The 26,648-nt window shown below is 35.0% G+C and carries 22 protein-coding genes; 19 read left to right on the top strand and 3 right to left on the bottom strand.

All coding sequences use genetic code 11. From position 1 onward, the window contains the following. Positions 1 to 356: 356 nt before the first annotated feature. Positions 357 to 716, bottom strand: coding sequence for a prevent-host-death protein (locus tag CEY12_RS05885; RefSeq protein ID WP_089026803.1), 360 nt, complete (start codon positions 714 to 716; stop codon positions 357 to 359). 359 nt (positions 717 to 1,075) lie between these two features. On the opposite strand from CEY12_RS05885, the gene gndA reads away from it, so the two are divergent. The 19 genes from gndA to CEY12_RS05795 all read left to right on the top strand — a co-directional run bounded on the left by gndA (position 1,076) and on the right by CEY12_RS05795 (position 24,208). Next, on the top strand, positions 1,076 to 2,494 hold the full coding sequence (gene gndA / locus CEY12_RS05880) for an NADP-dependent phosphogluconate dehydrogenase (RefSeq protein WP_089026802.1): 1,419 nt from the start codon (positions 1,076 to 1,078) through the stop codon (positions 2,492 to 2,494). Between the two features lie 11 nt (positions 2,495 to 2,505). Beyond that, positions 2,506 to 3,987: a glucose-6-phosphate dehydrogenase gene (zwf, locus tag CEY12_RS05875; RefSeq protein WP_089029802.1), complete on the top strand. Its 1,482-nt coding sequence runs from the start codon at positions 2,506 to 2,508 to the stop codon at positions 3,985 to 3,987. Between the two features lie 26 nt (positions 3,988 to 4,013). Continuing rightward, entirely contained in the window at positions 4,014 to 4,724 is a 711-nt protein-coding gene (gene pgl, locus CEY12_RS05870; protein WP_089026801.1) for a 6-phosphogluconolactonase, read from the top strand. Positions 4,725 to 5,115: 391 nt separating this feature from the next. Next, complete coding sequence (argH, locus tag CEY12_RS05865) at positions 5,116 to 6,627, top strand: argininosuccinate lyase (protein ID WP_157676764.1); 1,512 nt, start codon at positions 5,116 to 5,118, stop codon at positions 6,625 to 6,627. 300 nt (positions 6,628 to 6,927) lie between these two features. After that, on the top strand, positions 6,928 to 8,865 hold the full coding sequence (locus CEY12_RS05860) for a type VI secretion system Vgr family protein (protein ID WP_089026799.1): 1,938 nt from the start codon (positions 6,928 to 6,930) through the stop codon (positions 8,863 to 8,865). A gap of 11 nt (positions 8,866 to 8,876) precedes the next feature. Next, positions 8,877 to 11,318 carry an HET-C-related protein gene (locus tag CEY12_RS05855; protein WP_089026798.1) on the top strand — a complete coding sequence of 814 codons (2,442 nt, stop codon included), beginning with the start codon at positions 8,877 to 8,879 and terminating at the stop codon, positions 11,316 to 11,318. Positions 11,319 to 11,323: 5 nt separating this feature from the next. Further along, the gene (locus CEY12_RS05850) at positions 11,324 to 12,235 is read left to right on the top strand and encodes a hypothetical protein (protein ID WP_089026797.1); all 912 of its coding nucleotides are present in this window, start codon (positions 11,324 to 11,326) and stop codon (positions 12,233 to 12,235) included. A gap of 71 nt (positions 12,236 to 12,306) precedes the next feature. Then, positions 12,307 to 13,065, top strand: a complete 759-nt coding sequence (locus CEY12_RS05845) for a hypothetical protein (RefSeq protein WP_089026796.1) — start codon at positions 12,307 to 12,309, stop codon at positions 13,063 to 13,065. 28 nt (positions 13,066 to 13,093) lie between these two features. Next, positions 13,094 to 14,080, top strand: coding sequence for a hypothetical protein (locus CEY12_RS05840; protein WP_089026795.1), 987 nt, complete (start codon positions 13,094 to 13,096; stop codon positions 14,078 to 14,080). A gap of 26 nt (positions 14,081 to 14,106) precedes the next feature. Next, complete coding sequence (locus tag CEY12_RS05835; protein ID WP_089026794.1) at positions 14,107 to 14,571, top strand: DUF4280 domain-containing protein; 465 nt, start codon at positions 14,107 to 14,109, stop codon at positions 14,569 to 14,571. Beyond that, a complete protein-coding gene (locus CEY12_RS05830; protein WP_089026793.1) occupies positions 14,568 to 17,429 on the top strand; it encodes a hypothetical protein in 2,862 nt (953 codons plus the stop codon). The genes CEY12_RS05835 and CEY12_RS05830 overlap by 4 nt, the downstream gene beginning before the upstream one ends. Positions 17,430 to 17,511: 82 nt before the next feature. Then, the gene (locus tag CEY12_RS05825; protein WP_228409803.1) at positions 17,512 to 18,417 is read left to right on the top strand and encodes a hypothetical protein; all 906 of its coding nucleotides are present in this window, start codon (positions 17,512 to 17,514) and stop codon (positions 18,415 to 18,417) included. Between the two features lie 3 nt (positions 18,418 to 18,420). Then, positions 18,421 to 19,050 carry a hypothetical protein gene (locus CEY12_RS05820; RefSeq protein WP_089026791.1) on the top strand — a complete coding sequence of 210 codons (630 nt, stop codon included), beginning with the start codon at positions 18,421 to 18,423 and terminating at the stop codon, positions 19,048 to 19,050. 112 nt (positions 19,051 to 19,162) lie between these two features. Then, complete coding sequence (locus CEY12_RS05815; RefSeq protein ID WP_089026790.1) at positions 19,163 to 20,479, top strand: M20 family metallopeptidase; 1,317 nt, start codon at positions 19,163 to 19,165, stop codon at positions 20,477 to 20,479. A gap of 73 nt (positions 20,480 to 20,552) precedes the next feature. After that, positions 20,553 to 21,434, top strand: a complete 882-nt coding sequence (locus tag CEY12_RS05810) for a helix-turn-helix domain-containing protein (RefSeq protein ID WP_089026789.1) — start codon at positions 20,553 to 20,555, stop codon at positions 21,432 to 21,434. A gap of 59 nt (positions 21,435 to 21,493) precedes the next feature. Continuing rightward, positions 21,494 to 21,886 carry a DinB family protein gene (locus tag CEY12_RS05805; protein WP_228409802.1) on the top strand — a complete coding sequence of 131 codons (393 nt, stop codon included), beginning with the start codon at positions 21,494 to 21,496 and terminating at the stop codon, positions 21,884 to 21,886. After that, the gene (locus tag CEY12_RS22830) at positions 21,852 to 21,998 is read left to right on the top strand and encodes a DinB family protein (protein ID WP_410493890.1); all 147 of its coding nucleotides are present in this window, start codon (positions 21,852 to 21,854) and stop codon (positions 21,996 to 21,998) included. Before CEY12_RS05805 ends, CEY12_RS22830 begins: the two co-directional genes overlap by 35 nt. 310 nt (positions 21,999 to 22,308) lie before the next feature. Further along, positions 22,309 to 23,430 (top strand): lactonase family protein, encoded by a 1,122-nt coding sequence (locus CEY12_RS05800; protein WP_228409801.1) that lies wholly within the window; start codon positions 22,309 to 22,311, stop codon positions 23,428 to 23,430. Between the two features lie 223 nt (positions 23,431 to 23,653). Next, positions 23,654 to 24,208 (top strand): hypothetical protein, encoded by a 555-nt coding sequence (locus tag CEY12_RS05795; RefSeq protein WP_157676763.1) that lies wholly within the window; start codon positions 23,654 to 23,656, stop codon positions 24,206 to 24,208. A gap of 165 nt (positions 24,209 to 24,373) precedes the next feature. Here the strand turns inward: CEY12_RS05795 and CEY12_RS05790 are convergent, their stop codons facing one another. After that, positions 24,374 to 25,264 (bottom strand): T9SS-dependent choice-of-anchor J family protein, encoded by an 891-nt coding sequence (locus CEY12_RS05790; protein WP_089026787.1) that lies wholly within the window; start codon positions 25,262 to 25,264, stop codon positions 24,374 to 24,376. A gap of 567 nt (positions 25,265 to 25,831) precedes the next feature. Then, a complete protein-coding gene (locus tag CEY12_RS05785; protein ID WP_089026786.1) occupies positions 25,832 to 26,482 on the bottom strand; it encodes an HD domain-containing protein in 651 nt (216 codons plus the stop codon). Positions 26,483 to 26,648: the final 166 nt, after the last annotated feature.

Below are 26,648 nucleotides of genomic sequence, written 5' to 3'. Positions count from 1 at the left end.
ATCGACTTCTATATACATAAAAACGGTGAAATGATCTTCGAAGGTCATAAATATTTTGAGGAGAAACCTGTTAGATTAAAGATAAGAAGAATCGTTACCCACTAATGAAAAAACATAGGCAGGCGAAAACCAGAAGCAAAACCTGTTTGATAATAATTTAAAGATTTTGATTCTTTTTTTGTTGTCATATATATGAAACAGTAATCGATTGGGGAATCGAATATAATTAACAACGCAAATTGGGACTTAAGAATTCCGGACTTTCAGAACTTTATTTAATTTTAGGAACTTTAATACTTGTATTTCAGTTCGCGTTTACCAGAAATTCCGGGAAACTTTTAATTAAAAAAAGTAAACTAATTGAGATTATAATTAGCAATTACCAAACTCAGAATAAAATGAACATAATCCTGTTCAGCATCTTTTCTGTTGATTAGTTTGTTTTTGTATTCATAAGAATTCAATTTCAGGGTTAGCTTTAAATAGGCATCAAACTCATCACCTTTAATTTTTACCCTTATATTACCATCTCTTCTTTTAATGATGTCATCATCTAAAGTTCTTACTTTAAACAAAACCTCACATAGTTTTGGTCTAGAATTCATTGATCCAGCATACCTCTCAACTATATTGATCTTGAAGGCATCAAATACAATTGTATTAAATACAATATTAGAGTTAGGCTCCTGCGTATTAAGCGCAAGTTTATAGTTCATGAATTTAAATTTTGGCAAATATATACTTAATTGTACAAAATAGCAGTTATTTTTTGATAGATTATTTTCATAATTATAAGCGATTATTCAGTTATTACCAATATAATACAGCGGAATTTTATACTTATTCACCATGTACTGAATTACATACGGGGTAATTAAATAGTCTGGATCGTGATTGTATAAAATTCTGAATTGAGTCATTTTTTTTTATTTAAAAAAAAGATAGACTGAATATCAAGAACAAATGAGTGACATGTATTAAATCAGGGGAATTTTTTTTGACTTTTATTTTTTTCTTCATGGGCTTTGCGTAAATTTATTCTTTGTATAATAAAATTCATATTAATACCAATACAATGGAAGGATATAGTTACGGGATGGTTGGCCTTGGCGTAATGGGGAGAAATCTTCTTTATAATATTGCTGATAATGGTTTTTCAATTGCAGGATTTGACCTTGATGAAGAGAAGGTAAAAGATCTGCACGAAGGAGCAAACTCAAAAATGAAAATAAAAGGTACAGGCTCATTAGAAGATTTTGTATCTGCATTAGAAACACCAAGAAAAATTATTCTTATGGTACCTGCAGGTAAACCTGTAGATGCTGTTCTTGAAAGCATTAAACCACTTTTAAGTAAAGGTGATATCGTTATTGATGCGGGTAATTCTTATTTTGAAGATACAAACAGGCGTATTGCTGATCTGGCCTCAAATGGTCTGCATTTTATGGGAATGGGGGTTTCCGGGGGCGAAAAAGGAGCAAGAACAGGACCGAGTATTATGCCGGGTGGAGATTTAGAAGCTTTTCATCTTCTTAAACCAATGCTTGAAGCCATTTCTGCAAAGGTGGATAACGAAGCCTGCACAGCATATATGGGAAAAGGTTCTGCCGGAAACTATGTGAAAATGGTGCACAACGGAATTGAATATGCCATTATGCAACTCATCAGTGAAGCTTATGATTTGCTGAAAAAAGGAGCGAATCTGAATAATGATCAGCTATATGAAGTTTTTAAAGAATGGAATAATGGTGAAATGAACTCTTTTTTAATTGAGATCACCCGAGACATTTTCCAACAGAAAGATTCACTGACGGAAGGTTATCTTGTGGATCAGATCCTGGATAAAGCCGGAGCAAAAGGAACCGGAAAATGGACTTCTGAGCAGGCTATGGAAATTGGTGTTTCTATTCCAACGATCGATATTGCAGTTACATCAAGGATTTTATCTGCTTATAAGGAAGAGCGGGTTCAGGCTTCTCAGCTGTATTCCGGAAAGGAAATGATGAGCCCGGAAGATATTGATGGATTCATCCGCGAAGTTGGGGATGCTCTTTATTTAGCAACCCTGATCAGCTACGCACAAGGATTGGCTTTATTGGTTAAAGCGTCTCAAGAATACGGTTTTGAAATTCCATTAAAGGATGTGGTGAAAATTTGGAGAGGCGGTTGTATTATTCGTTCTGTGTTATTGGAAAAATTTTATTCGGCATATACCAGGGATCCTGATCTTTCTAATATCTTACTTGACAAGGATATTTCTGTGATCGTTAAAGGAAAAATCGCATCATTACGGAAAGTGGCTGCCTTTGCTGTTTCAAATGGAATTCCAAGCCTGGGACTTCAAACTGCTTTAGGATATTTCGATGCGTATACAACGGAATCCCTGCCGGTAAATCTCATCCAGGCTCAACGTGACTATTTTGGAGCACATACCTATCAGCGAATCGATAGAGAAGGTGTTTTTCATACTTCATGGCAAAATGTAAATCAATAAAATTGGGAAAAATGAACGACAATAAAATCTTGCAGCCAACGACAATCATTATTTTTGGTGCTACAGGAGATCTGGCAAAAAGAAAACTTTTTCCTGCGTTTTATAATTTATATATTGATGGCAGAATGCCCAAAGGCTTTAATATTATAGCATTGGGAAGAGCAGAAAATACCGATGAGCATTTTAGAGCTTATATCAAAGAAAACCTTGAGCATTTCTCCAGAAAGAAAGTAACTTCTGAAGATTGGGCAGGTTTTCAGGCTCATATTACCTATTTTCAGCATCAATTGGATGAAGAAGCTTCGTATGAGGCTCTGCATCAAAAATTACAGGTTTTCGACAAAGTATATGGAGTGAGAGCAAACAGGTTATTTTACCTGTCAATTGGCCCTAATTTCATTTCTACGATTTCCAATCATATTAAAAATACGTCATTGGCAGCTGATGCCAAAAAGGACCGTATCATTATTGAAAAACCTTTTGGTTACAATAAGCAATCTGCAATCGAACTCAACAGCCTTCTGGCACAAACGTTTGAAGAAGAACAGATCTATCGTATCGACCATTATCTGGGAAAAGAAACGGTGCAGAATATCCTGGCATTTAGATTTGGAAATTCTATTTTTGAACCTTTATGGGATCGCAAATACATAGAATCAGTGCAGATTACAGTTGCCGAGGAGGTAGGAGTTGAAACGAGGGGAGCTTTTTATGAGCAGACCGGAGCATTGCGGGATATGGTTCAGAATCACTTATTGCAGATTCTGTGTATGGTGGCTATGGAACCCCCTGCGTCATTGGAATCAGGAGAGATAAGGGATCGCAAAGTAGATGTCCTTAAATCGATTCGTAGAATTTCATCTGATCAGGTTGACCATTATGCGGTAAGAGGTCAGTATGGGAAAAATATAGTGAACGGAGTGGAGACGAAAGGTTATCGCCAGGAAGATGGGATTGCTAAAGATTCCAATACGGAAACCTTTGCCGCTGTAAAATTTTATCTGGATAACGAAAGATGGCAGGATGTTCCTTTTTACGTTCGTACAGGGAAGAAAATGAAAGAAAAGCATTCTTATATTACTATTCAGTTTAAAGCGCTTCCTCATTCTACTTTTTCAGATACCCCGCATCTTTTATCTGCCAACAGGCTCATCATCAATATTCAGCCATTGATGGATATCAGACTGCAGTTTATGACGAAAAAACCGGGTCTTTCATTGGTTTTACAACCCGTTGAAATGATCTTTGATTATTTTGTCTGCCAGGAAGATACCCCTGAAGCTTATGAAACTTTACTGTTGGATGCTCTTATAGGAGATCTTACCTTATTTATGCGTTCTGATCAGGTGGAAGAAGCCTGGGATGTGGTCACCACCATACAGGAAGCCTGGGAAAATAATAAAGATTTGTCTTTCCCTAATTACAAGGCCGAAAGCTGGGGACCAGATGACAGTATTTCTTTGGTTGAAAGACAAGGGCATAATTGGGTATAATACAATATAATTTAAATAGAATAAAGATGAATATTACCGTATTTGAAGATCTAGAGAAGCTCTATAAAAAAGCAGCTGATACTTTTGTTGATCTTTCAAAGAAGTCTATTGAAAAAAATAACCGTTTTGTAGTTGCATTAAGCGGAGGTTCTTCTCCAAAAGCCATTTTCAGTTTGTTGGCCACCCAGGAATATGCAGAAAAAATCGAATGGAATAAGGTGTATTTCTTTTGGGTGGATGAGCGTTGGGTTCCTTTACATGATGACAAAAGCAATGCACGGATGACTTTTGAAACACTGTTGGATAAAGTTCCGGTGAGTAAAGACCATATTTTCCCAATGTATCAGGATGGAATATCTCCCGAAAATTATGCTGTATTATATGAAAAAGAGATACGAAATGTCCTTGGTGATAAAGGTATTTTTGATTTTATTCTTTTAGGAATGGGAGATGATGGGCATACGGCTTCTTTATTTCCAGGAGAAGAAGTCCTTGATGAAAATGAGAAGTGGGTTTCTGCCTATTATCTGAAGCCTCAGGAAATGTTCAGAATTACTTTGACCGCACCGTTGATCAATAAAGCTGAAAATATATTGGTAGTTGCCTTTGGGGAGTCAAAAAAACATGCACTGAATGAAATATTGAATGGAGCATATAATCCAAAGTTATATCCAATGCAGCTTATTGAGAAAAAAGATGGATTTCAGTTCTTTACAGATGAAAAAGCGAGAGGGTAAATTAAAGAGGAATATGCTTACTGTTGAGATATAAAAAAAGAATTTTCCGGAAAAATGATTTTACTTTTTCCCGACTAGCTGAATCTGGCAATGATAAAAGAAGACCCTTACAAAATTTGTAAGGGTCTTCCTTATATAATGCGGTCAGTTTGTAATATTTTAACGCAACAATGTTGCTTTATTTAGGTTTTTCTTTTTACTTTTGTGATAGAGCTTTTAGTTTTAACTGTACCAGGAACTTGTATTGAAAGTGTTGATAATAGAAGTTTCTAATTATAATAGACTCAAAATAATAATTAAAATATATAAACACTTTATGCATCATGCCCCCTTAAAGATAGTAACAATAGGAATCTTCCTTTTATTCTCAAAAAATACGAATGCTCAGCTAGTGAAGAAAGCAGAAACAAATCCCAATGGAAACAATTCCTTACAGGATGCAAGCCGCATCGGAAGAACTTCGGTTGCTAAAGCACCAGAGTTTCAGGAACTATATGATTACGAAACAAAAAATGAAACCTTAGCTGATGCTATGTTTCCCTATCAAAGTTACCTTCATAAAGGCTATGTCATTATGCTCGCTGAGCAAAACATTATTTCTAAAGATGAAGCAAAAAAAATACTTAAGGGATTACAAAATGTTGATGAACTTGCTGAAAATGATCCTGCTCTCCGTCTTTATCTGCCCTATGAATCAGCTTTAATAAAAGAAATAGGAAACTTAGGGGGTAAAATGCATATAGGGAGAAGTAGAAATGATATGGATAATACGACCAACAGAATGTTTTTACGGGATAGGCTATTGGATATTATCAGCTCATTGATACAGTTCCGGATTGAACTTTTATCTAAGGCTTCAGGCCATCTGAATACTGTTATGGTAGCTTATACTCATCGTAAGGAAGCACAGCCTATAACGTTTGCGCATTACCTTACAGCCATTGATGAAAGTTTTTCAAAATCCCTGGATCGCTATATTGAACTTTATACAAGAATGGATGAATGTCCTTTAGGTGCAGGAGCGACCGGAGGGACAAGCTGGCCTATAAACCGAGCACGTGTTGGAGAATTGTTAGGCTTTAAAGGTCTTGTATCTAATACGATAGAAGGAGTAGCAGGATGGGATCATATTTCGGAATTTGCTTCCGATAATGCGATCTATATGAGTTCCTTAAGTCGTTTTGCATCGGAAATACAACTTTGGAGCACTGATGAATACAGATCTGTAGAGCTTAATGATGCATTTGCAGGAATCAGCAGTATGATGCCACAGAAAAAAAATCCTGATGCCCTGGAGCGCAGCAGAAAAGCAGCGGCTAATTCGGTGGGACAGCTGATGTCAATTCTTACTTCGGTTAATGCGGTAGAATATCAGCATAGTGGTACACGATCACCGCTGGAACCAAAATCACTGGATGCTGTTTTGGCAGCTACACATGCAATGACAGGACTTACTAAAACACTTCAGGTCAATAAAGAGCAGATGCTGAAATATGCAAGAGAAAATTTTTCTACGATGACTGACCTTGCGGATCTTCTTGTTAGAAAAAACGATATAGATTTTAGAGATGCGCACGAAATCATAGCAGATGTGGTCAATCTTGCTATTACAGAAAAGAAAACCGCTGATAAAATTACGATAGACATGATAAAAAATGTGGCAGCGAAAAGAAATCAGAAGCTCAATATTACAAACGGTGAACTTCAGGAGGCTTTGGATCCTGTACAAATCGTAACCCGTAAAGTAGGTCTTGGAATGCCTGCGCCAACTGCTGTACAAAGTATGATCGATAACGGATTAAAAGATATCAGTAGTAAAAAAGCCTGGTTGGAAAAGAAACAGTCCGATTTACAAAAAAGTAATGATTCTCTTAGAAAATTGATTCTCAATTACACTAATTAACGCAAAGGGAAAAATGAAATGAGCATAAATTGTTTGATTAAGAAAACTCCTGCTAGAGGGAGTTTTTTCTTTTTAATATAAGTTTTCCTTTTGGGATAAAAATATTTTAAAAAAAATGGAGTATTTTTCTTAAATATTAATCGTAAGCAAAAATTCTTTGTTATAATGATGGTTAGAATAATTTTAATCAATTTAACATAATTGATTAATAAAATCGTACTTCTACTACAATTTTTTAGATTTTTACAGTAAAATTATTTGAAAAGATAAAATCTTTCTATATTTCGTGAAATAGCACTCATGAAAAAAAGTATTTCCAACTCAGAAAAAATTTCAGAGAATAATATTGCAGGCATTAACCGTGTGATAAAGTTGGATATTGTGATAGATGGCCATATAATCAAGCATTTTAAACATTTCAAACTAGAGCAAAGCGCAAAAACACACCATAATTTTGAACTCACATTGGCTCATGATTCTTTGGGGAAAGCTCAAAATCATAATCTTTTGGAGAGTCAAAAATTCTTAGGACAGCGTTTAACGGTAACATTCAGGTATAAAGATGCAGAAAATGAGAGCCCGGAAAGGAGTTTTGTCGGGATTATTACAAAAGTAGCCTTTAGCCAGGATAAAATGAGCCTGGGAAATATTATTCTAAAAGGTAAAAGTCCTACAATACTGATGGATTCTGCTCCTCATACACAAAGTTTCGGAGGTGATCAATCTGTAAATACAGGAATTATTGCTGAAAATGTGATCAAAGAGACTTTAGGTTCATCTTCAGGGAAGTTTGACTATAAAGTAGACAGCCGTAATAAAAGTTATATAAATTACAGTGCCCAGTACAATGAAACCCATTATAATTATCTGGCCAGAATAGCAGAAGCATATGGAGAACAGTTTTATTATGATGGATATGTTCTTCGTTTCGGGAATCTTCCTCCGGCAGAAAAAGCAGTACAGCTTATTTATGGCAGTAATGTAAGCAATGTACAGGTGGAGATGAGTGCGGTGCATACCAAACCTGAGTTTTTTGGATATGACAGTGCCGGACATACAAAGATGTTAAGTACTGCCACAAACATTAAACATCTTGGAGAGCTCGCCTCAAACGCTTATCAGCTTAATGACAGTATTTTTACAAGCCGGTCATTAACTCCGGCTCCTATTAATGCAAATATTTCCATAGACGTAGACCAATCGCAGAAAAGTGCTGCCGGAAGTGCCGCTGTTCAGGTTTTTACTGTTTCAGGTGATACCACAGTTCCCTTTTTATATCCCGGATGTACTGCAGATATTGAAATGAGGAAGCCGGACACCAACCAAACCTCACATTTTACTAAATTAATGATCACCGAAACGTGTCATGAAGTGGATGCCAGAGGATATTATACAGGATCGTTTGAAGCAATTGCAGAAGGAACCGGTTTTATGCCTAAACCCGATTTTGAAATCCCCAATGCAGTCCCTCAGATTGCAACGGTTATCTCAAATACCGATCCATTAAATCAAGGGCGTATAAAAGTACAGTTTGACTGGCAGCAGAATAATACCACTCACTATATAAGAATGATGAGTCCCGATGCCGGGGGTACGGATCAAATCACTCAAAACAGAGGGTTTGTAGCAGTTCCCGAGGTTGGGGATCAGGTCATGGTTGGCTTTGAATACCATCATCCGGACTTTCCTTTCGCTATGGGAGGAATGTTTCATGGGCAGGTAGCTTTAGGTGGCGGAATAGAAAATCATATTAAATCTATCCAGACGAGAAGCGGAAATAAAGTGATCTTCAATGATACGGAAGGAAGTATCTTCATCGAAGATCCAAGTGGAAATTCCTACTTTATGGATGGTAAAGGAAATATTACCGTAAGCGCCCCCAAAAATATGAACTTTATAGCAGGAGAAAACCTTACGATCAGTGTAGGCCAGAATATGAGTACTACCGTAGGTGCTGACCAGAGTAATATAGTGGGTATGAACAAAACAGAATCTGTTACCATGAACGACACACAGAGTGTTGGTGCTATGAAAATAACTTCTGTTGTGGGTGATGCAAGTATGATGATTACTGGGAAACTTACAGAAATTATAGACGGGGACGTGCACAGTGAGACAAAGAAAGAGAGAAGTGAAGTAAGTGACGGAAAGATCACAACACATAGTTCGGGCACCAATGAACAGCATTCTGATAAAACGGTAAAGAATAACAGCTCAGAGAAAGGTAATAATTTTTAAATCATTACACCATGAGCAGAACAAGAATTGTTAAAGGGAATATTACCAAAATTGTTGGCGGAGATTATAAAAGATACTCTAAAGATAATATTGAAAATATAGGAAGCAAAGTCATTCAGATCGGAAAAGAGGGCGGAGTGGTTTATGGAGATCCTGAAAAATTTATACCTCCTCCGATAGATATTCAGAAAAGTGAATATAAACTGGAAAGTACCTATGCTCATGAGCAACTGATGAGTCTCGCAAAAGAACTTGGAGAGATCACATTTATGCTCTTTATGACACAGATTTTTGGATATGAGATTGATGCAGAGGCATTAAGCAGGCTTTATAGAGATTTAAGTGACAACAAGATCAAAGCTCCGGAAATTATTGTTTCTAAAGGGTTGGTAGGAAGAAGAGGAGGTCCTGCCGGCTACAGCAATAAAAGAAAAGTAATCATTGTTAACGAAAAGTTTGTAGAAGACGCAACAAAGGACAATGATAAAAGGGCAGAGCTGATGGCAGCTCTTGTTGAGGAATATGGACATCATATTGACAATCTTCTCCGTACAGAACTGACTTCGAACGGAATTCCTGATACAGATGTTATAGACGAAGGAGCAAAATTTGCTTACTATCTGTTCAGATTCGATATTTTTAAAGAATCACAACTGAAATTTGCTAAAGCTGAGCTTCCGACTTTTAAAGGTGATCTTATTATCGATTTTTCAACTCTACACTCCAAGGTGACAGCGTATGTAGAAGAAGACAGGCAGTATGATGAAGATCCGACGGATGATATCTCCAATTACGGAGCGGGAAGGAATCGTAAACATAATAAAAATGCGGCATTTGCCCATGGAGATATAGAGTTTGAAGCGTTGGTTTCAAAGGAACTGTATACAGAAGATCAGGTTCGTAAAATTTATTTTGGAAACTGGTTAAGGGATTTTTCCCAGGTCATTGTAAAAATTACAGTGAGGGGTACTAATGCTGCAATTAAGGCCCAGAAAAATAAGGTGATCAAAGAGGTCAGTCCGATGCAGCTTTCTCATGAAGGATGGGTGCAATTGATCAAGATTTTAGCCATCAGAGAATTTGTTTTTGATCCATTGAAAGATTCAGGAAAAAATCCTGCAGACGATTATAAAACCCTGGAAGAAAAATTTAACAAAGAATTTGGAGGCCTTACCAAAGATATTCTGGGAATTTATCGTCCCGAGGAACATATTGATAATCCCTATGGGCTGGCTGATGAATCTGATGCTACAGATGATAAAGGAAAAGTGATTTCTTTTATGTATGATGGAACGGGTAGGGAGAAAAAACTTTATGCCGGAGATAATGGCCAATCCTGGAAAATAGATGCCACTAAAAATATGTCCTCTTTCTTTTGGAAAGATTTTCCGGAACGTCCGTCTTCTGTTAGCTATGTAAAAGAGCAACTTAAGCTGGCCGCTTCTAAAAGAGGAACACCGGAAGGCTTCAGACATCTTGGAGGGGCACTGCATGTTTTAGAAGATTATTTTTCACATACTAATTTTGTAGAAATCTCTTTGAGGAGATTAGGAGTCGATGCCTATCCGTGGGTGTCTTATTACAAAGGAAAACCATATACTGAAATTCCGGTAGTTAGCGGCAGGTTTTTAACAGATGATACGATGGCCAGTGTCGGTCCTAAAATGGGTGATCTCCTGTTTGATCCTACCATTAAAGAGTATAAAAGACGGGTGCCGGGACAGAGGTCTCTCGCTGAAAAATTTATTATCAGTGTACTGGAAGATCTTGGTAAAGGACAAAAATCTGACAAGGCAGAGAAAAGTGCCAGTTATTTAGGGGTGGATTATGCTACCTGGTTATCATGGTTTAATCAATTTCTGAAATTTCAGGATTTTCTTGCTCAGGAATATCAGAATGCAGATAACAAAGAGTGGATGTCAAGAGATTTCTTTGAGAAATTAGGGGCTCGCAGTGCTGAGAACCTTCAAAAAGGAATGGGATATACAGGACAAATTATGGCCTTTTTTCCAAAACTTGTTTTTAATCTGGTGCTGGGTTCTTTTGATGAGGTTATTCCCGAAGCGCAATCTCATATGAATACCAATTATGGGGTTAACCCTTCTCACTCTCAGATTGCAAAAGACAGCTATTCCCATCCTCTTAATAAGATCAGCGCAGAGTTGGCAAAAATAGCGGTAAAAGAGGTAACAACAAGGTTTAAAAATGGGATGGATGGTGCTGCATTGGCTGACTACACAACCAAAACCTATTTTGTTCATCCGTCATCTCCCAATGCGAGATGGAGTGATTCCTACCTTACTGATTGGGTGGCAAGAAATCCTGCCATAGTAAAGAATCTGAAATATGGGACCATTTACGAACATGCAGAACATGAGTTACTGGAAATGAATAGTGAGAGTGTAAAGAAAATAAAGGAAATCATGGGGTATTTTGAAAAGCTCACCAAATGAGGTTGATGTCTTTCATAAAATATCTTACCGGAATACTTTTTATGATGCTTCTTTTGAATTGTAATTATTCTATGACTGAAAAAGATAAGCATCCCGATTGGGACTCTTTTCCTAAACTTGCTGGCTCCGGATTTAAAATGGACTCTATTAATGATAGTATTTTAAACTTAAAATATGATTCAGACTATTATTATGCGGCCAACGGCAAATTTCTTTTTGTCTACAATAGGGATTTTAAAAGGGTATGGAAAGAAAAAAGTGACCTCTATAATGTTGAGGTAGATGAAAAGAAGAATATTTATGTATACAACAATGAAGAAGTTTATAAATATGCATTCCCATGGTCTAGAAGAGAAAAAGTTGAGGTCATAAATGGATATAAAATTGCTGATTCAATAAGGGCAACATTAGGAAATTTGCAGGACGACCTTACTCATGACAGTATAAAAGAAAAAAGAATAGAAAATATAAAATTAGAGATTCTGGATAGAAAAATTCGTTCAAATTATATATCTTGTTATAGTTTTGAAGATTCAGGCTACATTTTGTTTAGTTATAAAGGTAAAGAATATGGTCTGTATGATTATGAATTGAAAAAATATTATGAGAATAAAAAAGGACTTAAGCCTTTTTGGGCAAAGAATATAGCCCAAACAGAGACTAATTTAAAGTTAAATGATAAAGCCGTTTTAGGAAATGGCAGTTCTGGAAACCACTTTTTTTTCTCATTCTATCCATATGGTTATGCTTATTATCGGCTGAAAACTGGTAAAAATAGTATGGATTTTAAATATTATAATAATAATCTTGACCAAAGGAATTTAATGCAGTGGAAAAATCCATTTAATAATAAAATAATATTACGACGATATTATGACAATAGCCGTTCAACAATATACCTTGTTAGTAATACATAAATATGAGAAATAAAATAAAAATAATATTTTCAGTACTCTTATTTTCAATAATAAATTTTCAATGTCAAAATATGAAAAAAGAAACCATAGATGTGTCCCAAGCCATTGTAAAAATAGACTCTTGTGGGTTAACCTATAAAGGGAAAAAATTAGAATTGGGAACTCCGATTGAAGATTGGATAAAAGTATTGGGAAAGCCAAGCCGGGATACGGATCTTGCCTATGTATGGGATGATTTGGGAATTGCTGTTGATGACTGGCAAAACAATAATAAAGAGGTTGCCGGAGTATATATTTTCTTTCTTAACCTGGATAGCCCGGAAGGTAAATCACAACAGCTCAATCATGCCAGAGATTTTGAATCAGGAGAAAATATAGCTGCAAGAAATATGGAAGGCGGAAAATCATTGATAACAGATGATCAGGTTAAAAAGTTTAATGCTGAAAATGAACTAAAGAAGAAAAATTATATCTATCCTTTCAAAGTGTATAAGGATGTTGTCAACCTGAATGGTTTCCCCGTAAAGGCTGGAATGAAAGTGGAAGAAATCAATTCTTACCGGGCTGACCTTCCTTATTCTGGGAAATTCGGATATGTAGATGAGGATATTGATGGTGTAAATGATTCGGGAACAACTACCGAGACTTTTGGTGGTGATTACCGCGCACCGGGAGCAGAATGTAAAGATGGAAGACTGCAATATTATGAATTAACCTACACTGCAACAAAGAAACTGGAATATCTGAAAATTGGATATGAGTCAAAATCGGATTATGACAGTAGAAAGGTATCAGAAGCTTCATTTGAAGAAAGAAAGGAAAAGAAATAGCTGAGCTAGAGTAGAGGAATAAAGTATTATGAAAGATTCTGCCATAAAAGAATATATCAAAGTAAAAACAGAGGGTATCCTTAATCTGGAAACTCTCTCAAATGAGTATGGTATGACGGCAGAAGAACTGGTTGGCTTTCATAATCAATGTTGCAGTGCCTCGGAACTGCTAACGGTCTCACTCCCTAAATATGTTGAATATATTTATATTCCTTCAGACAAATACCAGGTAAGGGATATCAGGTTACTGAAAAACACCGGAATAGAGATTCCAAAGAATGTAAGCAAAAAAGTATATGGAGTCATTATAAAGTTCCTGCCTAAAAACCTGCAGATTCATTATAAAATAAAAGTAAAAAGGACAGAAGCGTATATTGAACTGATAAAGGAAAAAACATACGTAAACAATCAGGAAGTTGATAAGATTATAGAACAGTTATTTGAAAAAGCAGAAAAAGTATTGTACCCTTTGCAAATATCTACCGATAGCAATGGAGCAATTCGCAAGATTCTGAATCATGAAAGTATAGCTGAACGTTGGAAAACAGAATGTTTACCTAATTTAAAAGAATACTATCAGTCGGAAATTACAGACCAGATCTTAGACCAGCTAGATAAATCATATTCTGATATCGACTCAAAAAAAGATTTATTTGGTAGAAATCTGTTTTATAAATTATTCTTTTTGCCTGTTTATCAGAACTATCCATTCTTTTTCAGGAAAGATAGATTAGAGGTTTACTTTTCAAGTCTGTCCCGGAAGGTTGGATATGACGTTGAATACATATTAAGTAAAGAATATACAAAGGGGAACAGGATTGCTTTAAAAATAGCAGGTACTGAGGAAGAAGAACTGTTCAACAAGAACAGAAGAAAAGGAAAGGTTGAACTTCTCTACAAGTTTGACCAGGAAACAAAAGAAATATTTTCAATTACCGGCTATCTCATTACTTTTAATAAAGAGCAGGAGTATACCGTTGATTTTCAGGTTTATGAACAGAATAGACCAGAGTAAATAAAAAATACCAAAAGAAACACAAAATGAGTGAAAAACATTTAGTCTGTCAAGGCGCTACCTGTAAATGTAATTTTGGTACTACACCAGATAAACTTAAGGTAAAAACGCAAAGTAAACGCTACATCAATGATAAAGATGGTAGCAGTAAGCTGTTGGCTACACATATGGATATCGGTAAAACTTTCGAGAAAAATACTTTTGGAAGTTGTGCAAAGCTCAACAATAATCCGTGTCAGGTTGTTGTGACCCAATGGAGTGGTTTCTATGAAAAAATAACGCTGCAGGATAATAATGGAAAAGCTTTGTTGGAAAGCAGTAAGGCAACCTGTCCTATTGGCAGCCCGGATTGTATCACAATCATCAATCATGGACAGACAGCGGAAGCAACCCAGAAAAATGTTGCTAATGCAGATAAAGAAGTTATCGCTGAAATGATTCCTTTCTTTATTGATAACCAGAATTACATCCAATTAAACGTATTGCCATGAACACTCCCAAAATAAAAATCTATCCTGAAAGTAGTGATAAGTACAATGCCAATAATAAATATGTTCTTCTGGAACCAAAGGAAAGAAAGGCGTATTTAAAAGCAGAAGTTGAAAACTGGGATCAGTTGGCTAATGATGAGCAAAGTAATTTAGTATGGGTTTGGAGTATCTGTAAACATAAACCGGATTTCCAGGATGGCTTTTACAATACCAATGTAGGCATGGGAAAAGGAAAAGGGCACAGCATGGATTTTATTGATCTATATTGGGGTGGAGTTGCCTGGCTAGAGCCTTATATTTTAGGTAAAGGTAAACCAACTAATAGTACGAAAAATGGAGTATTTATACAGGTTAAAACCAAACCAAAAGTGGTGGGTTATGAATGGAGAGAATATGATGTAAATAATGATGGTAATAAGATCACCAGAGATGTAAAATATGGTGAAACTATTCAGTTGCATATCTATACGGATGGCTTGTTTGGTGAAGATATAGAAATACAATTATTTGATAACAATTACCGGGCTGAGGACTTACCTATGCATGAAAAAGAAGATGGTAAATGGAAGAAAGATGGTGAAAAAATAGAATTAGACAAAATTGATAAAGAAAAATTACCCACCTCATTTCCCAAAATAACCAGGGAAGTAGGAGTATTTCTTTCTAAGAACAAACCTGCTTTTAATGCCATTAAAAATGAAGCAAAAGATGGAGTGACTTACCAGAAATGCATAACAAATATTTACGTTGATCCTGTTTGGAGTCTTTATGCAAATGATGAGAATAAGAAATTTGATGAAAATTCAATTCAACTGCAAGCCTCTTTCTTTTTTTCAGGAAAGGAATTAGAATGCGATAAAAATAGCATAAATATCAGAAAATTACATACCGGGACATCTTTACTTGAACCTACGGGGAATCAGGTGATCCTGGTAGGAGATGTAGAAACAAACTATGCTAATTTTCTACCTTGTGGTTATTCGGAAATTCACGGGAAATATAAAAAGGATGAAGAAGAAGTAGATATACAGGTTTTTCCGCTTAAAGACAATCCCAATCCTTCAAAATTACTATTTCCTGTTGTTGCAGGAGTAGATAAAATGCGAAAGGAGCTGACCGTCGAATTAAAAGGTGTCAATTCAAAAGATTGTTTATATGAAGGTGATTTACGACATACGGGGAAAGTAATTGATATCTCGAAAATCGAGCAGTTGCTGAAGCCGGATGGTACCACAAAAAAAAGGCGGTGGAGATTAGCGGAAAGCAAAGACTTATTTAGTGGTGGTGAAGCTCAGACAAAAAAAGAAAGTGATAAAAGCAGCTTAACCCAGGCTATCACCTTAGTAAATGGTGGTAAAAAAGTGAAAATGCAATCCGGTTTTAAAATATTGGAGAATTACTATCCTTTCGAGTATCAGCCCCCAACAGATGAGTTACTTAAGCTAAAGATAGGGTATGACTACACCTGGGGGAATACAATGAATCCTCTAATAGGTTTAGTCAACACGATTTGGCCGAATAGTGACTGGGCAGCACAAAAATATCCTGTCAATCTCAATACCTGTGCCTTTCGTACGCCTTTAAATATTGTTGTCTATCCCGATACCAAATGGACACTCCAAATAGCTTATAATTATGATGGGGATAAATTCAATGAACTTAGGGAAGAATATCACGAAACATGGAAACTTAAGGAGCTGGAAGCAGATGAACGGATAAAGCAACTCAATGCTCAACAGGAGGGAAATATTTCGAAAGGTAAAAAGAAAAAAAATAAGCGGAAAATTCAGCAGGCATCACAGGAAAGAAGCAGGGCCCGTAAAAGTAATTCTGTCCGAAGCCAGGCTACGAATCTTATTAAAAAGGCGCATGGAACGCTTGATGCAGAATTCAATTTGATTTGTGAGTTCGACAGGCCTTATGCAGCGCTGGATTTTAGCTCTGAATTTGGTAAAGCCAAGGAGTTTCTTCAAAAAATTGTAAATTTAAAGGAGCTTATTGAGAAAATTGTAAAAGGAAATAACAGCGAAACTACTAGAAACTCTCCGACCGGTAATTCCACGATAAGCAACCGTAAAGCTAAACTTGAAGAACTTCTAAAGAAAAGAGGCGGTGAGGGTAAAAGCAATTGGAGTTTCGAGCTTACTCCTCCACAGGTTGGACTCTCTGTTAGCTGGTGTGCTGAAGCTCCTGCAGATTTGAATAGTCCTGTAATGGGTACTTTAATAGAGGGAGCAATTGATTTAGATCCTTTGTTTGGAATTGAAGCAAAATACGATCTGTATCAGCTGCTGTACAAAATCAAGCATCCAGTGGTTCTTGCTGTTGTTGCTATACTTGATGTGCTCGATGAAGCATTAGGTGATAACTTTGACATTAATCTGGATTTGATTATTAGTAGTGAAATTTATGGATCTTTAAAGGGAAATATTAATACAGCTTCCGGGAGTAATTTTACGACCAGACTTATGAAAGATGATGAAGGAAGTCCTTGTAAATTTGGAGGGAAGGTTTCTGTTGCCATTAAAGGATATTTACAGGCAAACGGAAGTATGAAAGTTTTTATTTTCTGGAAGTCAAAAGCATATCTGGAAGCCAGTGTAGAAGTAAAGACTGGTGTGGCATTGGAATTTGTGACAAAAGCTGATACGCACAGTATTTATGTAGAACCTGAGGTGAAGTTTGAAGGATTATTATTAGAAGCAAACGTCAGTCTGGGATTTGTTGCAGATGATGGTGGGGCAGGTGATATCAAAGCATTAAAAGAAAAAGACGGAATTCACTATACCGCGGACGGGAAAATAGTAGTGTTAGATCCGTATACATGGAAAACAGGTTGGAAATTACCTATAATATAATATGATAATGACAAAATTTATATTAACAGTATTATTAACAGCAAGTCTTATTAGCTGTGCACAAGAATCAAAAAATAAAACAATGACAGCAGAACAAAGAATAGAATATCTTTCCACTAAAGTTCACAAATATAATAATGAACCTCTTTATCAATTGGATATCCAATCTGTATTTAGCTTTAAGGTAATGGTAAATGGAGTTCCTGTTTATTCTAACTTTGATAAGATTCCAGGGATGGCAAGAGTGAATATTAATTCATCTATTCTGAAGAGCGGTAAACAAAATATTCAGGTTGAGCTGTATCCCGGATATGATAGCAATGGAGCACAAAAACACTTTCTTGAGAATGGTGAAAACTTTATTCTGAAAGTAGAAAAAACCGGATGGAATAAAGATGGATCATTAAAAACCCCAGAAGAAGTACTGGAATTTAAAAATAGTGATAGTAATGTTGATTATTCAAAATTAGCGGAATATAAAACCAGCGTCAGCTTTGATGCCTCCGTTCCCTACACTATGAAAGGATGGGAGGATGGAGAAGATTTATCAAAATTAAATCAAAAAGACTTAGAATTAAAAGTTGTCAGCTTCTATAAAAAAGCTGTTGCAGCCTTCAAGGAAAAGGATTATGATTATTTGAACACTATTTTTTTAAATGCAGACTCAGAATGGTATCAGTCAGAGTATTTTCCTAAAGATATGATTACAAAATTTCAGTCAACCAAAGGAAGAAAAGGGAAGTCTGTATCTACAACACGTGCGAATTCAGATCAATATTCACAAAATGTTTATCCTATAGAAAATTATGTAATGAAGTTTTATGCCGATAATAAAATCGTCAGATTAGAACCAAAAGATGGCTTCAGTCGTGGAGAATCTTTATTAGGCTATGATGATACGGATAAAAATGGGATGAATAGAAAAACTTTTATAGATATGCTGCTCTATATTCCAAAAGGGACCGACAGCCTGCAGATCATTAGATAACCCATGTTTGGCAAAAATAAAAAATTACAGGAAGAGCTTAAAAAAGTTCAGCAACAATATCAGGAAAATAAAAAGAAAGTGAGTCCTTTAACCCGGTCTGCACTTGTGCAAATCGGGATCAATCTCCTTTGGGCCGGCTTTAATATGTACATGTTTTTAGAAAATAAAAGCGTAGAGAAATTTTCCTTTTTTAATTTCTGGGTTTTATTTTTTTTGTTGCTCATGAATATTCCATTATTTATCTATAAGGAAAATGAAAAAGAGAGCAAAAACAGATTTGTAGCGATTTATTTTTTCTGTGCATTATCGGTATTAGCCCTATTTCCTTTTTTTATCTCTTTTAATCTGTCTATTGCGCTTACTGTAGGTTCATGGATGCCTAATTATATATATTCATACAGGTTACAGGATAAGAAAGCCCTGGATAATTTAAAAGGGAACACGATAAGCTTTATTCTCTTTTGGCTGGTACTGCTAATTCTTGTTGTAATAATTAATATTTCAGGTTATTCTTCGGACGATGTCCTATTAATGAAAAAATATAATTATGGATATTTTATCAATGCTATATATAATGTGTTTTTTATGATATCAATTTATTATTCAAATAGATATAGAAATATAGATGGGTGATAAATGTATAAATTTTCTTCACCAATTATTATATAAATAAGTAACAGATTAAGCACTATAATTGTTATACTATATACAATAGGTTACTTACTTTAATTATTTAAATTCTCCCATGAAAACATTCTTATTAAGCTTGATTTGCCTTATTAATTTATCGGTATCTGCACAAGAATTAAAAGATAAAACGATACCAGGCGCTACTCCTTTAAAAAAGACAAAAGAGCTTTTGATACACCAATCTATTCAACTTGAAACGGACCGTATCTTTAAGAAGCTAGTCGATATTAGAAGAGATTTTCATGAAAACCCTGAATTGGCAGGTAATGAAGTACGTACCCAAAAGATTATAAAACAATATTTACTGGATTTAGGCCTTGAAGTAGAAACAGATATTTATGGTCATGGTATTGTAGGAATTTTAAAAGGGGATAAGAAAGGCAAAAAAATTGCTTGGAGATGTGATATGGATGCGCTGCCTAATGATTATCCGGATCCTGTTTCTTTTAAGTCAAAAATAAAGGGTGTTCAGCATGGTTGTGGTCATGATGTTCATATGGCTGTTGGACTGGGGATTGCTGAGGTTCTTGCAAAAAATAAAAAATCTTTAAAAGGAACGGTTTATTTTATATTTCAACCTGAAGAAGAAACCTTTATTGGAGCAAGATCTATGGTCGATAATGGTTTGTTTTCCAAAATAAATCCTGATGAAATATATGGACTCCACATCACTGCTTTGCCAACCGGGCAAATAATGGTTAAGCCCAATGAAGTATTTGCTTACCAGAAAAGAATTAGAATTGTACTGAAAAATGATTTGCCAAAAGAAAAGGCACAGGAATTAACAAAAAGAGTGAGCAACGCTTTATCTCGTAATACCAATCGTAAACCTTGGGAAATACAAAATATGACTGATCCAAAAATCGGCTTAATGGATCCTAATACGATTTTTAGAGATTACCTTTTTGTAGATGAACATTGTACTACCCGTTTTAAAAACAATCAGTTTTTCCTCGAAGCATATGTATACGAAACGGATCCGTTTCTTGTGAAAGACATAATTCCTAAAGTTAAAAAGGTTGTGGAAGAGACTGGCTATAAAGATGAATTAGTCTCTGTTTCATTTATGCAGGAAAACCCGACGGTTGTTAATAATGAACAATTGACAGATATTGCAACTAATACACTTCGGACTATTTATGGAAAAGATGCAGTAACAAGAGATTATGGACAGATTCCATTTTTTAATGATGATTTTACCTATTTTCAACAAAAAATTCCGGGGGTCTACTTTTTTCTGGGCGGTTCCAATTTTGAAAAGGGAATGATTGCGATGAATCACGCACCTAATTTTCAGGTTGATGAAGAAAGTATAAGAACCGGGGTGAAGTGCTTTTCGTCATTAATTGTGGAGCGTATCAATAAAAACTAAAATTTCGCTATAATAAATTCTGTTTGGTATATTTGTATATAACTGAATCCTCATCCAAGATATCAGATGACTTATGGAAACGATCAAACAAAAGGTGAATAGAGGGCAGGATAAAAATGTTCTTAGGACATATAGCTACTTTTCTAATGTACAAGCTCAAAGGAATAAAATACTTCTTCATGAGAATTTCATTAATTTTTTAGAAAAAGGTGAGAAAGTGGTGCATTATGCAAATAAAGCCACAACAATTACGGACGCTCAATTTGCCATTCTTTCCTCGAATAATTGTTTAATGACAGAAAAGCTTTCGGTAGACAATGAGTATCGCAGTACATTGTTTTTCTTTAGTGATGAGGTATTGATTAATTTTTACGCGAAGTATGCTAAGCTTATTAAGGCAGTTTCAACAAGGATAGAAGAATTTGAAATGCCACTGCTTGTATTTGAAAAGGATGAATTCATTAACTATTATATTGCATCACTTAAATTAATTCAGCAAAAATCATCTGTTATTTCAACCCAAATGCTGCAGTTAAAATTTGAAGAGTTAATGCTGTATCTCCTTGAAAAATATCCCAAAGCTGTCCTGTCATTCCAAACAAGAAAAGTGGAAGAGTATTCAGATATTGAAATAAAAAAAGCAGTTGAAAAAAATCTCACCAACAATCTTACATTAGATGAATTAGCCTTTCTGTGCCACACCAGTATCTCTACTTTTAAAAGAAGATTTCTAAGGATTTATCATATGGTACCCAGTAAATATTTCTTACAAAAGAAAATGGAAACAGCGACATTGTTATTATTACAAAACAAAAATCCAAGTGAAGTATTTTACGAAGTAGGCTATGAAAATCATTCAAGTTTTTCTCAATCCTTTAAACGGATTTATGGAATGAGCCCGAAACAATTTCAGCAACAGAATATGAACGTTGGTAAACAGCTTTTGAACGATTAACGACAGCTTTATAGCTTTCCCTCAACTTATTTTTGCATTGAACTTAAATAAAAAGTAAAATGACAAAAAAGTTTTTTTTAGAATTAGTTGATTACAACAATTGGGCAGACAATATTACAATTGAATGGCTCGAACAAATTAATGATGAACAATGGGAGCGGCCAGTTGTAAGTAGTTTTCCTGGTATTAAACAAACGGTTGTCCATATCGTCAGTGCCAAAAAGATTTGGATTGACTTTTGGACAAGTTCTCCCGATCCTATTTATTTATCGACCGAATTCAAAGGGACGAAAAATGAACTGATAGAAATCTGGAAAAAAGCGTCCGTTGACATGAAAAGTTTTATAGAAAGCTATCCAGAAGAAGATTATAAACAACCCATCACGATTAAATATCCCAGAGGGGGGAGAAGCGAAAATGCTATTCTGGCAAACCCTTCCTCATTATATTAATCACGCTACTTATCATAGGGGGCAACTCGTAACATTGCTCCGTCAAATGAATTTTACCGGATTTTCCAATACTGATCTGGCAACTTATTTTATAGTAAATACGTTACAATAAGATAATTCCCCAATATATGATTTCAATCATAAATAAAGTGTTGATCTCTTTATACCTTTGAATCAACAATTTATCTAATAATAATTTTCATCATTTACTATCTTATGCTTCCTCTTAATGGGGAAGTTTTTATTTAGTATGCTTTGGAGCTATTTTTAGGGTAATCGAAATTAGTAATTGCTGGATTTCTAAAAATAATTTGCCATTTACAGTCAATTTTATTAAATTTTTTTTTCATTGAATTAAGACAATATTTAAATTTGCCAACTTCCGGCACTATTGCTCCAACTCCCTTTTAATAATAAAGAAATTGAAAAAAATCTTAGGTCTGTTACTTGTAATTTTGACAAGCGGACAAGTATATGCGCAGAATACGTATGTGTTCTTTGGCTCTTTTAATCGTGATAAAACTACTGAAGGACTCTATGTTTATCGAATGGATACCCTTCGTGGAAAGCTGAAAAAAATAAGTTCAGTTAAAGGAATCCTGAACCCATCGTTTTTAACATTATCCCCTGATGGGAAGTACCTCTTTGCCTGTACAGAAAGCAAAACCAAAAATGCAGGGAGCGTCAGCAGTTTTAAATTCAATCCCGAAGATGGAAAACTGACTTTTATAAACAGTCAGAAAAGTGGAGGTGAGAATCCTGTTTATCTTACTGTCCATCAAAGTGGGAGATGGCTCGTGAATGGAAATTATACCGAAGGAAGTATTTCTGTGTATCCGATTTCAGAAAATGGAAGAATTAATCCAAGGGCTCAAAGGTATCAGTTTTCAGAAGGCAGCATCAATGAAGACCGACAGGATCGCTCGCACATCCATTCTACTGTTTTTTCACCGGATTTTAAGGATCTGTTTGCACCTGATCTGGGAGCTGATAAAATCAGATCTTATCACTTTAAAAGTGATGAAACTGAACCGCTGCAGGTTGCGGAACAACCTTTTGTAACAACTATTGCAGGAACGGGTCCAAGACATTTTACATTTCATCCTAATGGAAAATTTGCCTATTGTATCGAAGAATTAGGAGGAGCAGTAGATGCTTATTCATATAATGACGGGAAATTAGAAGCTATTCAAAGGATCAATACTCATACAGATGAAGTTAAGGAGAATTTTGAAAGTTCCGATATTCATATTTCTCCTGATGGACGATTCTTATACGCTTCTAATCGAGGCGATGAAAATAATATTGCTATTTTTTCAATTCGTGAAAATGGTACCTTAGAGATTGTAGGATATCAGCCAACATTTGGTAAACAGTTAAGGGTATTTGATATTGATGAAATGGGTAACTTTTTAATTGTAACCAATGCGTCGACTGGAAATGCTTTTGTTTTTAAACGTGATATAAAAACGGGTTTGCTTAAAAAAGTGGGAAGAAAAGTGAAAATATATGGGGTTTCCACCGTGAAGATCAGAAGATACTGACTCCAATAACGATACGATTACTTAAATAAAAAAAATCCCACTCCTCCCGTGGGATTTTTTAGTATCTTGATTTTCATATAAATGCTATTTATTTCTTTTTTTAGTGATTTATATAATTTGTTTTTTCTTTTATTAATAGCATATATTTAGCATTTATTTGTCACTAAATGTAGAATTTTTATATTTTAGCGAGACTTAAATGTAAAATAATTAAACAAATTTTATGAAGAATTTTTTTAAAATGTCAGCATTGACATTGACCGTATTTTTAGCCGTGACCAGTTGCTCATCTGATTCAGATATTCAGAATGATGCTAATATGAATGGAGCTGCTCCAAAAGCAAAAATACAGAATGGGGAAGCTAAAGTTGGAATGAGCAACCTGATCCAAGGTTTTTACAGTCCCTCAAAAATGATTCATTATTATAGTGTAGTTGATCATCCGGCTCCGCCATCTTATTTTAAGGAAAGGGTTTTAGGAGCTGTAGGTCCTGAGGTAACCAGTAATCCTTATATTACGATTTGGTACAATACACAAACTGAAGATTCATATATCAGTGCAATTCCCGGAGAAATAGAGAACAAAAATGGTTGGACAAAAATAAAAATGCTGGGAGCATCCGTCAATATGAACGGAACTAATGTTCCGGTATATGAATATTATAATACCAAAAAAGGGTCTCATTTCTATACAACAAGTTTCAATGAATTGGGGTATGGAAATGATACATGGAAATATCATGGTCCTAGGTTTTATGTAAATATCGGTGGCTTTTAATTTTTTTTAGGTATATACTTGGGTTGTCTATTGATAGACAACCTTTTTTATGAAATACCATTATGGAATAGCTGTTTTATTAGTAAAAAAAATCTGTCAGAGAACTGGTGTTATCAAAAAAAACACTCCAACTGGAGTGTTTTTTTATTATTGGAGGTGAGTCATTTATTTTTTGATAAATTTCTCGGTCTTTTTACCCTCTTTAGTTTCAATATTGATGATGTAACTTCCGGAATTTAGATGTCTCACATCAACTTTATCATTAGTCAAAGTGGCTTCTACTTTTTTTCCACTCATATCAAAAATTTCAGCATTATTCACTTTTTCTTTAGATTTAATGGTGAGGATGTCGGATACTGGATTAGGAAATACAGAAATACCAGCCGAGGATTTAGCTGTTTCAGAAGTCCCCAAAGTTCCTGTTGTGGTCACTTTAAAGTCATCAACAAACAAGGCGAACTGGTCATCCGAAACACATTGTATTGCAATATAAACACCTTGACCAGCATAAGCGTCTAAATTGAAAGTATGCTGATTCCATTCTACTTCAGCCGGGGTTACAATTACATTTGGGTTGATTTTGGTAAAGCTGGTTGTATTAGTATTGGTGGTAGATATCCACACATTGAACTTTTCTTCACCATACAATTCATGGATGGGTTTTACCCAAAAACTTACATTGTTCCCGGTAGATCCTAAATTTACTTTAGGGCTGATCAGCCAATCATTATTAACAAGTGGGGCGGGAGTACTTACATTAAAGCATGCCATTGCTTTATTGCCCGTTCTTGCAGCAGTCTGGGTAGAAGCTGTAGCTGGAACAATTCCTGCTTTATTAAAAACAATAAAGGCCTTTGGAATTCCCTGATTAGGAAAAGTAGAACCATTTAAGACATAAGAGTTTTTCCCGTCTACATCTGTTAAAGTCCAGGCACCCACTGTACCGGTAGTATAGGCGAAATCTGAGTAGCTTTCAAAGCTATCTTCAAAAATAGTAGTTTGTGCATGTAGGGAATATAAACCTAAAAAAGCACCTAAAACAGAAAGTTTTTTCATAATTGATTTTTAAAACGGTTAATAATACATTTAGATTCTACCAAATATAGTAATATAATTCATATAGTTGTGGCTTTTTTTATTATGTTAAACTACTTTAAAACAAGTGTTTATATTTATGTTTTTGTAAGTGTATTTGTGATTTAAAATAATTTAAACATTGATTATACAGTTATTTTTTTAGTGGAAATGCTGATTGGAAATAGGAGTTGTAAAACATTTTAAAGTTTTCTTGATTTAAATTGGAAAATAGTAAGTAGGGAAAGAGTTTTTAAATCATTTATGACAAAATAAATAATATAATATTTAATTTATTTCCTTTTAAAGTGAATTAATAAACTTCTGTAATTCTTTACTAATAGGTGTTTTTAAATATTAATTAGTCACTAATTAAAGAATTTTTGTATTTTAGCCGAAGTTTAACCGCTGAATAGATTGAGTAAGTTTTCTTAGAATATTAGGGGTATTAACTAATAACCAAAAAAAGAGGCTGTCCTTTCGGATAGTCTCTTTATTTATATATGATGAAGAGATAAAATTACAGTGGAGTGTATTCTGTTTTAATATTTATTCTTCCCATGGAGATTGTAGAATTGCATCACAGAAGTTAGGACTTTTGAATCCCGGGATCATGCATGTACAGATATCTGCATTCATGTTGCCATAAGTTGTATGAAGCTTATGTCTGAATCCTTCAAAAAAAGTAGGGATAATTGTTTTCTTAAAATGATCACGTGGAAAATATCCTGTAACTTCCTTACGAACAGTATCCGATAATTGTTCGTATCCTCTTCCTACAACGTCCAGGGCGACTCCCGAGTTCAGTAGTACAGCTTCGGCTTCTTTATACTCTACAATACCCGGTGTGGTATGTAGTGCTATTGCATCCCAAACCAATTGTAAGGTCTGTTGAGGTAAACCATGCCCTTTTAAAAAATTACGCGCCGCATCGGCTCCATCTACTTCAAAACGTTTATTGGAGCTGCTGTAGTGTGGAGTTAGTCCTAAGTCATGGAAAACAGAACAAACATACAGAAGTTCCGGATCATATACCAATTTTCTTTGCTCTCCATGTAGGGAAGCAAAAATAAATGTCCGTAATGAATGATTATAAAGAACATCTGAACCATGTTCCATTAGAAGTTGGGTGGCCTGTTGAGCTAAGCTGCTGTCCGGAATTGAAACACCAGCGACAATTTTTGGGGTTTGTAATGACATACTATTGATTTATGAACACAAATTTATGTGCTTCTATCGTATACTTTCTTAAACCTGTTTAAGAAAACGACAAAGGATTAATGATCATAAAAAAATATCATAATTCACTAATTTATGATTGCGATCATAAAACGGTAGCAGCTCTATTGATATATTTGTATTACAA

This window comes from Chryseobacterium sp. T16E-39 (assembly GCF_002216065.1).
In the GTDB taxonomy this organism is placed as follows: Bacteria; Bacteroidota; Bacteroidia; order Flavobacteriales; family Weeksellaceae; genus Chryseobacterium.
The sequence above is the reverse complement of the archived record's forward strand: the minus strand, read 5'-3'. Positions and strand labels throughout refer to the sequence as shown.

What these genes read in the sequence shown, in the direction of transcription:
- CEY12_RS05850 (WP_089026797.1), top strand. Translation starts at nt 11,324, where the DNA reads ATGTCTTTCATAAAATATCTTACCGGAATACTTTTTATGATGCTTCTT.
- CEY12_RS05805 (WP_228409802.1), top strand. Translation starts at nt 21,494, where the DNA reads ATGACAAAAAAGTTTTTTTTAGAATTAGTTGATTACAACAATTGGGCA.
- CEY12_RS05830 (WP_089026793.1), top strand. Translation starts at nt 14,568, where the DNA reads ATGAACACTCCCAAAATAAAAATCTATCCTGAAAGTAGTGATAAGTAC.
- CEY12_RS05885 (WP_089026803.1), bottom strand. Translation starts at nt 716, where the DNA reads ATGAACTATAAACTTGCGCTTAATACGCAGGAGCCTAACTCTAATATT.
- pgl (WP_089026801.1), top strand. Translation starts at nt 4,014, where the DNA reads ATGAATATTACCGTATTTGAAGATCTAGAGAAGCTCTATAAAAAAGCA.
- CEY12_RS05825 (WP_228409803.1), top strand. Translation starts at nt 17,512, where the DNA reads ATGACAGCAGAACAAAGAATAGAATATCTTTCCACTAAAGTTCACAAA.
- CEY12_RS22830 (WP_410493890.1), top strand. Translation starts at nt 21,852, where the DNA reads ATGCTATTCTGGCAAACCCTTCCTCATTATATTAATCACGCTACTTAT.
- CEY12_RS05815 (WP_089026790.1), top strand. Translation starts at nt 19,163, where the DNA reads ATGAAAACATTCTTATTAAGCTTGATTTGCCTTATTAATTTATCGGTA.
- CEY12_RS05840 (WP_089026795.1), top strand. Translation starts at nt 13,094, where the DNA reads ATGAAAGATTCTGCCATAAAAGAATATATCAAAGTAAAAACAGAGGGT.
- CEY12_RS05845 (WP_089026796.1), top strand. Translation starts at nt 12,307, where the DNA reads ATGAAAAAAGAAACCATAGATGTGTCCCAAGCCATTGTAAAAATAGAC.
- CEY12_RS05795 (WP_157676763.1), top strand. Translation starts at nt 23,654, where the DNA reads ATGAAGAATTTTTTTAAAATGTCAGCATTGACATTGACCGTATTTTTA.
- CEY12_RS05785 (WP_089026786.1), bottom strand. Translation starts at nt 26,482, where the DNA reads ATGTCATTACAAACCCCAAAAATTGTCGCTGGTGTTTCAATTCCGGAC.
- CEY12_RS05835 (WP_089026794.1), top strand. Translation starts at nt 14,107, where the DNA reads ATGAGTGAAAAACATTTAGTCTGTCAAGGCGCTACCTGTAAATGTAAT.
- CEY12_RS05810 (WP_089026789.1), top strand. Translation starts at nt 20,553, where the DNA reads ATGGAAACGATCAAACAAAAGGTGAATAGAGGGCAGGATAAAAATGTT.
- CEY12_RS05790 (WP_089026787.1), bottom strand. Translation starts at nt 25,264, where the DNA reads ATGAAAAAACTTTCTGTTTTAGGTGCTTTTTTAGGTTTATATTCCCTA.
- zwf (WP_089029802.1), top strand. Translation starts at nt 2,506, where the DNA reads ATGAACGACAATAAAATCTTGCAGCCAACGACAATCATTATTTTTGGT.
- CEY12_RS05860 (WP_089026799.1), top strand. Translation starts at nt 6,928, where the DNA reads ATGAAAAAAAGTATTTCCAACTCAGAAAAAATTTCAGAGAATAATATT.
- gndA (WP_089026802.1), top strand. Translation starts at nt 1,076, where the DNA reads ATGGAAGGATATAGTTACGGGATGGTTGGCCTTGGCGTAATGGGGAGA.
- CEY12_RS05855 (WP_089026798.1), top strand. Translation starts at nt 8,877, where the DNA reads ATGAGCAGAACAAGAATTGTTAAAGGGAATATTACCAAAATTGTTGGC.
- CEY12_RS05820 (WP_089026791.1), top strand. Translation starts at nt 18,421, where the DNA reads ATGTTTGGCAAAAATAAAAAATTACAGGAAGAGCTTAAAAAAGTTCAG.